Below are 12,681 nucleotides of genomic sequence, written 5' to 3' on the forward strand. Positions count from 1 at the left end.
GAAGCGGACGTATACAACAGACAAGTGGCCTCGCCCTTGTCCCGGTGGGAAGCGCACTCCTCTTTGGTCGTTCCTCGAACGGACCGCCCATTTCCCCCCATTTTGACGGCGACTAAGCTGTCCGGATGATGACCGCAGAGCTGGGGGTCTACTGGAGTAATGTGAGCCGGCTATTGAACGTTCGTTTCGCACCAGGTTGGAGCAGCCCTTGCCCCGGTTGCCGGACGATCTCATCAGTAAAGGTCTCGGGGGTGGGCAGCCCGGACCACGGCTCCAAACATATAAAGTCTGCGCCGGGCTGCGTCCACACGGCGAACTGCTGGAATTTTCCGAAGTTCATATTGAGTACGGGCCCGTGGGGAGAGATGTACTGGACGGCGTTGCTGTTTACCGATTCAAAGATGACAGCTCCGTTGGCGCATATGCCCTCGTCCAAATGGAGGACCCTGCCCTGAAGCGGGGAGGGATGGCTGCCCGCGGTAAGTTGTGCGAGAGAGTTGACCCGTCGAACCGTAGGAGATTCCTCTTGGTCAAACACCAGTTGCCATCCAGGCTCCGGGTCCCAGTGGAAGGCTGGATGCCAACCGATGGATGCTGGCATCGGGTCCTGCCCGGTGTTGATCAGGGCGACGGCGAGGTTGAGTGAACTTCCCTCGATCTTCCACGTGGTTTTCAGGCTGAATGGAAACGGGAACATCGCTGCTGTTGTTTCGTTGCTGTTGAGCAACAAACCAACTGAACGGGGTGTGGACTCGAGAACCTCGAATTCCATCTCCCTGGCGAATCCGTGCTTCGGCATTGAGTAGGTGCTGCCGGCGTGATGAAGGACATCGTCGACCAGGCGCCCGATGATAGGGAACAGCAAAGGTGCGTGGTGGGGCCATTGCGGTCCTCCGGACCACATTAATTCCACACGGTTCCGATTTTGGAGAGAGACCAGCTCCGCGCCATGAGTGTCAATAACTGCGCGGAGCTGGTCGTTTTCGAGTTGGATCTTCATCAGTCCGTTTCCGGGCTCGTACAGAAATCACAATCGTCCGGGCACGAGTGTTGGCTTGGTCCGCCGGCGTTATAGTCTTTCCGGACCACCAGCCGATGCACGGTCATGACTGCGTCTGCGGGAGGTGCAGTTGTCCGTTCACTCGGGTGGGAACGGCAACGACTCCGTCCTTGAGCTCATCTGGGAGGATCGCCGCGGGAGCATCCTGGTACGTGACCGGGCGCAGGAACCGGCGGACGGCCGTGGCGCCAACGGATGTGTGCAGGGAGTTAGTCGATGGCCACGGGCCGCCGTGCGTTTGTGCCCAGCCAACACTGACGCCCGTGGGATAACCGTTGTAGATAATCCGGCCTGCTCTAGCCCGCCCAAGTTCTGTGAGCCGCTCCGTTATCTCGTCGTCATTGCTACCTGTGTGGATGGTCATGGTCAGTGAATGTTCAATCATCATGAGCGCGTTTTCGAGTTCGGGCTGGTCAGCGTACCGGACGATAACGGCTGAGGGACCGAAGCACTCCTCGATTGTCTTCGGGCGCAGCAGTGACGCGTCGATGCTGTAGAGGGCGGGGGTCACTCGGAAACCGCCCTTGTCCGCGATTTTGCCGATGGCTACCTTTTCAATATCGTCGTGATCTTCCAACGACCCGGTGATGACGCCGTAGCTTTCGAAGATCCGGCGGTTGAGCAGGGGTGAAACGGCGCTAGTTGCGAGCTCATTGCTAAGGCTCGTAACCACTGCGTCGCCCTGGGGACCTTTGGGGACAAACACGACTCCGGGCTTGGTGCATAGCTGGCCAGCAGAGGTAGTGAGTGACATCGCCAGTCCGGCGCCGATGTCGGTAGCTCGTTCAGTTGCGGCATTCTGGGTGACTACCAGTGGGTTAAGGCTGCTGAGTTCGCCATAGAAAGGGATTGGCTGCGGTCTGCGGCTGATGGCGTCCATGAGGGCAGACCCTCCGCTCAGCGAGCCGGTGAAACCTACAGCCTGAATGAGTGGGTGGCTGACCAGCGCAGTTCCTGCCTTCTGTCCGAAGACGAGCCCCAAGATCCCTTCGGGGGCTCCATAGTTGCTGGCTGCGGTCATCATGATGTTAAAGGAGATCTGGGAGGTTTTCGGGTGGGAGCTGTGAGCTTTGAGCACGACGGGGCAGCCCGTGGCCAAAGCTGATGCGGTATCGCCGCCGATGACGGAAAAGGCGAATGGAAAATTACTGGAACCGAAGACGGCCACAGGTCCAATGGGCTGAAGGATCCTACGCAGGTCCGGGCGCGGGCCCATGGGGGTTTCGCCAGCCGTATCGATGGACGCCTCCAAGTAGCTGCCTTCTTTGAGGACTCCGGCGAAGAACCGCATCTGGTAACTCGCCCTTTTCAGTTCCCCAGTCAGACGAACCGTTCCGATCCCGGTTTCCTCATCAGCGGCCCTGATCAGCTCTTCGGCGTTCAGGTCCAGGCTATCTGCGATCGTCTCGAGCAGCCCTGCTCTTCCTGCCCGGCCGAGGCTATCGAGGTATGGGAACGCCTTCCCGGCGTTTATGACGATGCGGGCAATGTCGGCCGAGGAGCTTTCGGATGCCACGGGCTCCAGACGCTCTCCGGTGTAGGGGTTAGTACCTGCGATGGTGGTCATGTGGTGTGAATCCTTGGATATAGGGGATCAGTGGAAGAGTGAGGTAGGAGGAAGCTCAGCGTTGCCGGGGTGCATGACCGGAACACCTTCGACCTGCGGTGCGCGGCCCTGCGCCATCATCCCGCCGTCGATGTTGAAGGTCTGACCAGTGATGAAAGCTGATTCGGCTGAGGCCAGGAAGACAACTCCGGCGGCAATGTCCTCCGGTGAACCGGCGCGTCCCAAAGGGATTTGAGCGGCGCGGAGTTCCTCTTTGTCATCCCACATGGGTGGCTCTCCTTCAACGGCGATGGCACCCGGACGCAGTGCGTTGACACGGATACCCCAAGGTGCGAGATCTACAGCTACCGCCCTGGTAAACGACTCCATCGCCCCTTTTACTGAGTCGTAGGGGATGTGGTTACGGTGGGCTCTCTCAGCGCCGTGGGAGCTGATGTTGACGATGGAACCCTTTAGATTCGATCTTGCTAGGGCACGTGCTGTCCGCTGCGTGCAGCCGTAGAGCATGTTCATGTTCTTTGCCACGAACAACTCCCAGTCCGCTGGTGACACGGCCAGGAAGTTGCCCCATGCGGTGTCACCGCACCTTACGTAGGCATTATTGACCAGGATGTCGACAGTCCCGAGAGCTTCCTCGGTTTCTGCAAACACGCGGTCCACCACAGCGAAATCCGACATGTCTCCGATAGCAGCATGTGCTTGGACACCGGCGTCGCGCAGTTCGGCCACCACTGCAGCTGCTGCCGTCGCGTCCACGTCATTGACGGCTACGCTTGCGCCTTCTGATCCACAGCGGATCGCTATGGCTCGTCCGATGTTCCGCCCGGCTCCCGTAACGAATGCTGTGCGGCCAGTGAGCATACCGTGTCCTGTGCTGATGTCAGGGGATGCCCAGGCGGTGCTGTTGGCTTGTTGGTAGTTCATTCCTTCTCTTTCACGGTGAGGTGATGTCCAGGGTGTGCGTGGGTAGTGCCCACATTCTCACTGCGTCCTCGTTGATCTCGACGCCCAGGCCACTGCCGGTCGGGACTTGGACGCGGCCGTTTTGTGCCAAGATTGGCTCCTTTAGGACACCTTCGCGGAAGGGGTTCTCGCCACGGTCATATTCGAGCATCGGCGCGTAGGCGTTCCGCTCCCCGAACGGTGAGGTCGGAAGTGTGGAGAGCAGCTGGAGCGTTGCGGCAATCAGGACGCCCGTACCCCAGACATGTGGAGCGACCCGGAGGTTCCATGCGGTGGCCATCTGCGAGATCACCTTTGCTTCTGTGAACCCGCCACAGACAGAGAGGTTGGGCTGGACAACATCGATACGCTTCTCTGCGATGTAATCCCGGAAACCGAATCTCGTGTACAGGGCCTCGCCTGCAGCCAGTGAAAGCCCTGTTTGGTTGCGAAGCATGGCCCAGCCGCGGATCTCGTCCGGTGGTAGTGGCTCTTCGATCCAATAGGGGTCAAAAGTCGTGACTTCCCGCAAAGAGGCAAGGACAGTGTCTACAGTCGCGTTCGCGTTGTAGTCCACCATCAGCACCCCAGTGGGACCGAGAAGTTCCCTTGCAATGCCTGTGCGTTCTGCATCATCACGGACACCGGAACCGATTTTGATTTTCGCGGAAGTGAAACCCTCCGCCACCGCTTCCTCGATGTAGGCCCTGAGCGGACCGCTGTCACCTTTGTCGTGATAGTAGCCAGTCGAGGCGTAGGCGGTGACTTCGTCGCGTACTCTTCCACCCAGCAGGGCCGAGACCGGAACGTCGTAAGTCCTGGCGGCGGCGTCCCACATCGCGGTGTCGAGACCGCTGATGGCGGCCACGTGTAACCCACCCGTCGTCAAGTGGTAACCGGTGCTGAGCCGATTCAGCCAGGTTCCTTCCCTCACCTCGAGGGGCTTCCCGATGACTGCCCTAGCCAGGTCTTCCAAGTACGCTGCGACGATCCTGGGCGGTCCGAACGATTCACCCCAACCGACTATGCCATCGGAGGTTGTGACCTTCACCAGGGTCGCTGATCGTGCCAGAACACTCACCTTCGAGGGCCCAAAGCCACCGTTAGGCAGTTGGTGCTCCAAGGGGAAGGTCTCGATCCGCCGAAGGGTTGGCTGCCTAATCATCGTCTGCGGCACCCTTCACTTGTCCGACAATCTGGGTGGGGTTGACGAATCGCAGCGCAATCATGAGGAGCAGCGAGGTCATGACCGTGTAAATGACGGCCATGGCGTCGATGCTCTGCGCGCTGCGGATACCGGTTGAGAAGGCCGCAGAGTATAGGGCCACGATGAGGGTTTCACTCTTGGGGCCGGCGACCAAGAAGGTCAGTTCGAACATGGCGACGGTCCGGACGAGAATCAAGACGCCGGCGGCCAGGATGCCGGGGGTGAGAAGAGGCACAAGTACCATGCGGAACATTTTCCAGGTGTTGGCTCCGCACATACGCGCGGCTGACTCTAGATTCCGGTCCAACTGGCCAATAAAGGGGGTCATGACGAGAATGACGAACGGCAGTGCCGGAACAAGGTTGACCAGGATGACACCGGTAAGGGACCCGGCGAGCTGGAGTTGGTACATCAAGGTGGCCAACGGTACGCCGTAGGTGATGGGAGGAAGCATCACCGGCAGGAGCATCAGGAGCATAACTAGCTTCTTGCCGGGAAAATCTCTGCGAGCCAAAGCGTATGCGGCGGGTACTCCGAAAGCCAGCGAAAGGGCAAGGACACTGAATGTCACCTGGAGCGTCGTTACCAGGACGTCACCGAGGTTGAAGTCCTGCCACGCTTGACCGAACCACTGAAGAGTGAATCCCTCAGGAAGGGGACCCTTGAACCACGTGGTTCCGAAAGCGTTGACCACGACGGAGAGTATGATGCCGGCGAGGTTGAGGAGGAAGAATCCCACAGCAACCCAGACAGCGACCTGCAGCAGGGAGCGTTTGGTCCTTTTCGTTGCTGACGGTGCTTCGGTTGCCCGCCTTGACGTGCTGGGGGAGTAGTCGTAGTAGTCATGATTAGCCTTTGCCTCCTGCGGTGGAACCTTCGTAGAAGCGGCTCCGCAGGAAAAGAACCGCACCGATGATGACCATCTCCACGACGCCCATGATGACGGCGATGGATGAGGCGAGGGAGAAGTCGTACTGCTCGAAAGCTGCCTGGTACGCCGCGATGGAAAGCACGCGGGTCGACCCGGTGGGTTCACCGACGAGGTTTGCCGAAGGGAACACTCCGAAGGCGAGGACAAAGGTAAGGCAAAATGTCATCGCCAGTCCGGGGGCAAGCAAGGGCATCACGATGTATTTGGTGCGCTGCCACTTGGTGGCCCCCAGCGTCGCTGCGGCCCGCTCCAGCGTCGGGTCGATCCCGGAAAGATAGGACAGAGTCAGCAGGAAGGCAAACGGGAAACCGGTGATGATCAGGGAGAACAGCACGCCAGCGTAGTTGTAGATTAGCCGGAGCGGTTCCTCCGTGAGGCCTATGCCCATGACGGCCTGGTTGAACCAGCCAGTGGGGGAGAAATATCGGAGCAGTCCGTCAGCCACCATCACCGTACCAAGGCTGACCGGCAGTACGAGGATTGCCGTGAGCAGTCGCTTGCCCCGGAATTTGCGTCGCATCTGCATGGCAATTGGAACCGACGCCCCGACATTGATCAGGGCCGCAGGAAGGGCCAATCCTAAAGTCTTCCAAATTGTGGAGGATTGGAAGGGGTCCGTGAAGAAGTTGACGTAGTTGGCGAATGGTCCGCCGCCGTTGAGTGGGTCCATTGAGATGCTGACGCCGTAAAACATGGGATACACGAAGAGGGCACCCAGGAGGACCACTGCCGGCAGGAGAAGGACGAGAAGTGGGTCGACGCCGCGGTCGGCCAGTTTATGTCGGAAATTCAGTTTCGGCGTCTGGTTGCGGTCGGTCAAAGTGCTCACGAGAAGACCTCGACTTGATTGGCGACTGCTGCTTTGACGACATCAGAGCATGCGTCGCCAGTGAACAGAAGTGCGCTGTGGGAGGAGAATCCCACTTCGATGGTGTCTCCGGCGCTGACGCGGTCTTTCAACCTGAGGTGGATTACTTCCCCTGCCTCCGTAATGCCCTCTACGACGAAGGTGTGACCGGAGAATTCCACGACGACCGCCCGGACCCGGAGGGAGTTTCCGTCAACTGGGCCCAGCTGAAAGTCCTCGGGTCGGATGGCCATGATGGCGCGGCCAGCCTGGATGGGTTGCTGGGCGGTGATCTGGAACGTGTTTCCGTGCGAGCGGACCGAAGCGATTCCCTGTTGTCCCACAGGGGAGGAAGTCTCCACGGAAAACAGGTTCCGGAAACCCATGAACGAGGCCACGTAGGTGTTGATCGGCCGATTGTATACCTCTTCGGGAGGTCCAACCTGGTCGACTTTGGACCGGCGGAGCACGACAACGCGGTCAGCAAGGGCCAATGCTTCTTCCTGATCGTGAGTGACGTAGATGGTAGTGAGCTTCAGGCTTTGGTGCAGCCGGCGGATTTCGGTGCGCATCTGCAGTCGGAGCTTCGCATCCAGGTTGGACAGCGGCTCATCCATGAGCACCAACCGGGGCCGGAGGACGACGGCGCGGGCAATGGCCACGCGCTGCTGCTGCCCGCCGGAAAGCTGGCCCGGAAGTTTGCTGGCATGTTCCTGCAGGTCAACCATGGTTAACGCCTCATCGACACGCGAGCGTGTCTCCTGCTTGCTGACTCCTCTGACCTTTAGACCGAAGCCGACATTGTCGCGGATGCTCAGATGGGGAAAGAGTGCGTAGTTCTGGAAAACCATGCCAAATTCCCTGCGTTCAGAGGGAAGGGTGTCGATCCGGACGTCATCGGCCCAGATGGCCCCCTCACTCAGCGGCAGGAGCCCTGCCAAACACCCGAGAGCGGTTGACTTGCCACATCCCGACGGGCCCAGAAGGGCGATGAATTCGCCACCTTGGATTGTCAGGTCCAAATGATCCAGCGCCGTTATCTCGCCGAATTTGCGGGTGACGCCTTGAAGGCGGAGCTGCCCTAGCTGAGGTTTGGTAGTGGGGTTGTTCATGTCTGTGTCTCCTTAGGCCTGTTCTTCGCCGGTTACTTCTTCTGCACCTTGGAACCACCGATGTTGCGGTCCCAGAGGTCAAAGGCCGAAACCATGGCATCTGCTTCAAGCGGAATTTCCAGTGGGCGGCTTTCGATGAGTTCGTCGTAGAGCGGGCGGCCAAACTTCTTGATGAGGTCCTGGCTCTCCTGGGGAGCCATGGACAGCGGAACGTTTTTAACTGCGGGGCCGGGGTAGAGGTAGCCGGAGTCGTATGTGTATGCCTGTTGCTTGGGTTCCAAGGCGTATTTCATGAAGTCGAGAACCACCGCCAGACGCTGGCCTTCGATGCCCTTCGGAACTGTCATGAAGTGCCCGTCGCCTACCCAGGTGAAGTTGTCGAATGCGCTGACCTGCATCTCCGCGGGTACCTGGCCAATGGCCCGGGGGTTGATGTCCCAGCCGGTGGTCGTTGGAATCATCCAGCGGTTGCCTTGAGCGAGTTCGGTCATTGTCTGGGCCGTGCCAGTTGGGTAGTAGTCGATGTACTGGTTCAGTTCAGCCAAGTAGGCCCACGTCTTTTCCCACCCGTTGACAGGGTCTTTGGGATCCTTGTCGCCAAGCATGTAGGGAAGTCCCATGAGGAAAGCGCGTCCGATGCCGGAGTTGGCCGGCCGTGCGTAGAAGAACTTGTTGGGGTTGGCCTTGGCCCAGTCGAGGAGTTCCTGCGGGGTCTTGGGCGGATCGGATACCTTTGCCGGGTCGTATTCGAGGAGTGGGCCGCCGGGATAGAAGACGAAGGAAAGGCCCTTGCCGTTCGCCAGTTCCTGGAATTTCGCAACGTTTTCGTCGTAGATCGAGGCTGGGTCGGGGAGCTTGTCCTTCTGCTGGCCTAGCAAGTCGTACCAGACATCCTGCTTCAGGCCCGAGGCCATGCCGTCTGAACCGGTCAGGACCAGATCGATGTCGAGGCGTCCTGCTTTTTGTTGTGCCTGCAGTTTGCCGACAAGTTCGGGGGCGTTGACTTTCTGGAAGGTGAACTCCTTGACCAAATCAGGGTGTTCCTTCTGGTAATTGTCAAAGATTGTCTGGCTGAGTTGAAGGTTTCCCGCGACGTCGACGACGTTGATGGTCAGCGGTTCGGTGGGGAGGGTGACCTCTCCGGCTGCGGCGTTGGCGGTGCTGGGAGGCTTGGGCGCCCCACAGCCGGTGACAAGCACCATGGCAGCCAATGAGATGGCAGTCAGGGTTTTTAAGTACTTCATGTGAGTCTCCGTTGTCTCGTGCCCGTCGCCTTCGGCGGGCGGAAGTTTGTTTTAGGCGCCAGGAGTCGAACTTGTTGGCTGGCGGGGGATCGGGCAGCTGAGATGGTAGCCGCGGCCGGCATAGTCGAAACCTTCGAGCTCGCTGACAGCAACGTCAGAGTGTTGGGCGGCAGCGTAGTAGGCCCGGATTTCCTTGATGAGGCCTGTTTCTTCATCGAAGATGTACCATTCGTCTCCGCGCAGGATTGCTCCCTCCAAGGTCTTATAGTGCGTCCATTCGATGACGGCCTGGTGTGAGTCCGGTGCCACGACCAAACGGTCGATTGTCCACGCAGAACCTTTGGTGGCCACGAACTGAGCCCAGCGTTCGGCTATGAGACGGCCCCCGATCCATGCCCCGCCGTACATGCTCGGTGGAAAATAGTGGACAGCGTCTTGCGTGAAGCATGCGGCCATCTTTTCCACGTTGGCTTCGTTGCACCCATCGAAGTAGGTCCTGATCAAGGCTTCGTACCCGGCAGCGGGGTTAGGGGGTGTCGTGTTCACCTGGAGGCCTTCCATTCCTGATATTCAGCCATGGTTTTTTCGTTGGGTGGGTAGACACCGAGCAGGGACTCGCCATTGTGGACCCGGGTGTGAAGATACGCTTCCCGATGTTCCTGCTCCAGGGCATCTTCAGCAATAACTGCGGCCAGGGCCCGAGGGACAATGATCACGCCGTCAGCATCGCCGACAACCACGTCACCGGGGTAGACCGCGACGCCGGCGCAGCCAACGGGAACCTGAAGGTCCGCTACATGGAAGCTTGTCAGGCGTGTCGTAGCCGTGATGGCCCTCGCGTAGGTGGGGATGTCCAAAGTTTCGAGAACATATCCATCGCGGAAGGCGCCGTCGGTGATGAAGGCCTTAGCTCCCCGGTGCATTGCCCGGGTTACGAGCATGTCCCCTGCAGAGGCTGCACTGATGTCGCTGCGGCTGTCGATGATCATCACATGCCCAGGCTGAAGCTGTTCGACGCCGGCCCACTGTAGGTTGTCCTCGTCGGCCAGTCCTTCAAGGGTATCCAGATCCTCCCGTGCTGGGATGAACCGCATTGTGAACGCTTCACCGGCGAAAGGTTCCTTGACCTGTCCCACAGGAGACACTCCTACCAGGAACTGCTGGCGGAGCCCGTGCTTGAACAGTTGAGTGGCCAACGTTGCCGTGCTGACCTTTGCCAACGTCTCCAGGACCTTCTGGTCCACTCCTTGGGAATCAGTACTCAATTCATGCTCCTAAATTGCCTCTTAGTACCACTAGATAGGAAGCCGTCTCGGTGAGTGGGATTCCTGTTACACTCGATGCTAGGTCAGGGGATCGCCGGTTATCTAGCGAAATGTGAGGTGGAGCACGGAAATGAGCGAACTTATTGATGGTCGGGACAACGAAGTCCACGATGTCCCACTCAGTGGGACGGAGGTAGGTAACACTGCCGTAAAAGATCGAACTGCCGCTTCGGCTTTGGATCGGAGCCTTTCCATTCTGGATTTTCTGGCCACTACCAGAGGAGCGACGACCGGCGAGATAGCATCCGCAGTCCGAGTCAGCCGAAGCACGACGTACAGGCTGGTGGAGCGTCTGCGGCAGCGAGGCTATGTTGATGACATCGGCCGAGCGGGTGTCTGGCACCTAGGGCCGGCTGCTGCCCGTCTTGCGCTGGCTGCCGTGCAGTCCAGTGACGTGGCTCAGATTGCCCCGGAGTATCTGCGCATGCTGGTACAACAGACCAGGGAATCAGTAAATCTGGGAGTTCCGCGAGGCACAGAGATGGTCTTCATCTACCGCGACAAAGGCCCGCAGACCGTGGCGGTGCACGGTGACGTCGGTGCCCGAAGGCCAATGCACTGTACATCCGTCGGCAAGGCCTATCTGGCCGCACTTCCTGAGGGTGAGCGCGAACAGATCATGTCCAAAATTGTGTACCACCGCTTTACACCTCAAACAATCACAACCCGAGAGGAGCTGGAAGAGGAGATCAGCCGCACCATTGCCCGCGGCTGGTCCGAAGACCGCGGTGAAATAGATCCTTCCAGCACTTGCTGCGGGGCCGCCATCCGGGACAACCTGGGGCGCCCGGTTGCCGCCATCAGCGTTGCCGGAGTAACGGATCGAATTGGTCCGGAACTGTCCCGTATAGGTGCAGTCGTGGCCAGCACCGCTGAAGCAATTTCCCGTCGCCTGGGCTATGACCCTGCAATTACCCCACCCTCTACCGGATCCTGAAACGAGGTCACCTTGAAGATTGCCCGAGTAAGCCATGGCGGACAAAGTCGTTTAGCCGTGGACGAGGGAGGGGTCTGGAAGCTGCTGACCCAGACGGACCTGCTCTCAATCGTGGCCGGCGAAGCCCCCAATCTGGATGTAACAGCGGAACCGCTGCATATGCCACAACTGCTGGCTCCGTATCCTGGTGGCACCATTTTTGGAATCGGGCTCAACTACAGGGACACCATTACTGACATGGGCTTCCCTGTCCCGGAAACCCCGTACCTCTTCCCGAAACTCTCATCCAGCATCATCGGTCCTAACGCACCCATCGTTCTGGACGAGGAGATAACACAGGAAGCTGACTGGGAAGGCGAACTTGCTGTCATCATTGGCAGCCGTGCACGGAACGTCCACGCGGAGCGTGCCCTTGACTACGTCTTTGGGTACACAGCAGCAAACGACATTTCGGCACGGGACGTACAGAGGAGCGACCCGCAATGGGTCCGGGGCAAAGGACTGGACACGTTCTGTCCACTAGGGCCGATCATCATCACTTCGGACGAGATGCCCGATCCGCAGCAGGTGAGGATACGCACTTGGGTCAATGGGGACCTCGTCCAGGACGGAAACACTGCTGACATGCTGTTCGGTGTGAAGGAGCTCATTGCCTATCTGAGCCGGCAGTTCACTCTAAGGCCGGGAGACATCATTCTTTCCGGGACTCCTTCCGGATGCGGTGGCTTCATGAAGCCACCCAAGTTCCTCCATCCTGGGGACAGAACCACAGTCGAGGTCCAAGGGATTGGCAGCCTCATCAACCCTGTGGCAGCTGCCGTTCCCGTCATGTAGAACCTTAGGCCCTCCTCCTGCGCGCATCGTTGAATGTCTGGATTCAGGCCCATAAACTCTCGCGTTGAAAGCAGCCGGACCGGGCCTGCTCGAGCTCCGGCCAGCGACCGGAAACCTCTGCACCAAGAGCACTTGATGCGTGCAGATGTGTGGCGGTTAACCGTGTGGGACGTAGCTCATGAGTCGCTGTGCCATCACTATTGCTGCAGGGCGAAACGCCGCCCTACTGCCACGCAGCTGCCGTGCAATGGTCAGATCCATAGCCTGAAGTGTGGACGCCCCACTCCCTCGGCAGGGAACGTGACAACAACCCTTCAATTCGAGAGCCCAACCACCACGGTCAGATTTCAGGTGTCCGTGTCGAGAGGTATGGAGAGGGCTGGATGACAGATCGCCGCTGCACCCCTGCTCCTGCTAGCGGAAACGGTAATTGCGTTACCTGATACGCCCAACCGGCGCTGACTTGAGTGTGGGTGAGGGAGCGAATCAACCCGTTCGCCCTGCTGGGATCCGCTTCTCGGTCGCTGGCGGACCAGATCGAAGCCAAGACCGTAGCCGGACAAAACCACTTCGGCACGGCGTCTCCTCGCTCAACGTGGCCCACTACCGAGGTCACGCTCGATGTCGACGCTTCGGTGCCTATCCTGGGCCGTTGACTCCCCGCATCTGAACTCC

At 59.2% G+C, this 12,681-nt stretch carries 13 protein-coding genes; 3 read left to right on the forward strand and 10 right to left on the reverse strand.

Annotated elements, in window-relative coordinates:
• Window positions 1-148: 148 nt before the first annotated feature.
• The 10 genes from CGK93_RS10775 to CGK93_RS10820 all read right to left on the reverse strand — a co-directional run bounded on the left by CGK93_RS10775 (window position 149) and on the right by CGK93_RS10820 (window position 10,175).
• Window positions 149-1,000, reverse strand: a complete 852-nt coding sequence (locus CGK93_RS10775; protein WP_089594819.1) for an aldose 1-epimerase family protein — start codon at window positions 998-1,000, stop codon at window positions 149-151.
• A gap of 103 nt (window positions 1,001-1,103) precedes the next feature.
• Window positions 1,104-2,627 (reverse strand): aldehyde dehydrogenase (NADP(+)), encoded by a 1,524-nt coding sequence (locus tag CGK93_RS10780; protein ID WP_089594820.1) that lies wholly within the window; start codon window positions 2,625-2,627, stop codon window positions 1,104-1,106.
• 27 nt (window positions 2,628-2,654) lie between these two features.
• Complete coding sequence (locus CGK93_RS10785) at window positions 2,655-3,551, reverse strand: SDR family NAD(P)-dependent oxidoreductase (protein WP_198318415.1); 897 nt, start codon at window positions 3,549-3,551, stop codon at window positions 2,655-2,657.
• 10 nt (window positions 3,552-3,561) lie between these two features.
• The gene (locus CGK93_RS10790; protein WP_089594821.1) at window positions 3,562-4,734 is read right to left on the reverse strand and encodes a mandelate racemase/muconate lactonizing enzyme family protein; all 1,173 of its coding nucleotides are present in this window, start codon (window positions 4,732-4,734) and stop codon (window positions 3,562-3,564) included.
• Window positions 4,727-5,515, reverse strand: a complete 789-nt coding sequence (locus CGK93_RS10795) for an ABC transporter permease (RefSeq protein WP_198318416.1) — start codon at window positions 5,513-5,515, stop codon at window positions 4,727-4,729. Before CGK93_RS10795 ends, CGK93_RS10790 begins: the two co-directional genes overlap by 8 nt.
• 109 nt (window positions 5,516-5,624) lie before the next feature.
• Window positions 5,625-6,536, reverse strand: a complete 912-nt coding sequence (locus CGK93_RS10800) for an ABC transporter permease (RefSeq protein WP_198318417.1) — start codon at window positions 6,534-6,536, stop codon at window positions 5,625-5,627.
• The gene (locus tag CGK93_RS10805; protein ID WP_089594822.1) at window positions 6,533-7,666 is read right to left on the reverse strand and encodes an ABC transporter ATP-binding protein; all 1,134 of its coding nucleotides are present in this window, start codon (window positions 7,664-7,666) and stop codon (window positions 6,533-6,535) included. The genes CGK93_RS10800 and CGK93_RS10805 overlap by 4 nt, the downstream gene beginning before the upstream one ends.
• Before the next feature lie 32 nt (window positions 7,667-7,698).
• Entirely contained in the window at window positions 7,699-8,910 is a 1,212-nt protein-coding gene (locus tag CGK93_RS10810; protein WP_089594823.1) for an extracellular solute-binding protein, read from the reverse strand.
• Between the two features lie 51 nt (window positions 8,911-8,961).
• Entirely contained in the window at window positions 8,962-9,456 is a 495-nt protein-coding gene (locus CGK93_RS10815) for a nuclear transport factor 2 family protein (protein ID WP_198318418.1), read from the reverse strand.
• Entirely contained in the window at window positions 9,453-10,175 is a 723-nt protein-coding gene (locus tag CGK93_RS10820) for a ribonuclease activity regulator RraA (RefSeq protein WP_198318419.1), read from the reverse strand. Before CGK93_RS10820 ends, CGK93_RS10815 begins: the two co-directional genes overlap by 4 nt.
• A gap of 130 nt (window positions 10,176-10,305) precedes the next feature.
• Here CGK93_RS10820 and CGK93_RS10825 point away from each other — a divergent pair, with 130 nt between their 5' ends.
• From CGK93_RS10825 to CGK93_RS10835, 3 genes are all read left to right on the forward strand, one after another.
• Window positions 10,306-11,172 carry an IclR family transcriptional regulator gene (locus CGK93_RS10825; RefSeq protein ID WP_089594826.1) on the forward strand — a complete coding sequence of 289 codons (867 nt, stop codon included), beginning with the start codon at window positions 10,306-10,308 and terminating at the stop codon, window positions 11,170-11,172.
• 57 nt (window positions 11,173-11,229) lie between these two features.
• Entirely contained in the window at window positions 11,230-12,006 is a 777-nt protein-coding gene (locus CGK93_RS10830) for a fumarylacetoacetate hydrolase family protein (protein WP_198318420.1), read from the forward strand.
• A 473-nt stretch (window positions 12,007-12,479) separates the two neighbouring features.
• Window positions 12,480-12,662 carry a hypothetical protein gene (locus CGK93_RS10835; RefSeq protein WP_089594827.1) on the forward strand — a complete coding sequence of 61 codons (183 nt, stop codon included), beginning with the start codon at window positions 12,480-12,482 and terminating at the stop codon, window positions 12,660-12,662.
• The last annotated feature ends 19 nt before the right edge of the window (window positions 12,663-12,681 follow it).

The sequence above is a fragment of the Arthrobacter sp. YN genome (assembly GCF_002224285.1).
Classification (GTDB): domain Bacteria; phylum Actinomycetota; class Actinomycetes; order Actinomycetales; family Micrococcaceae; genus Arthrobacter.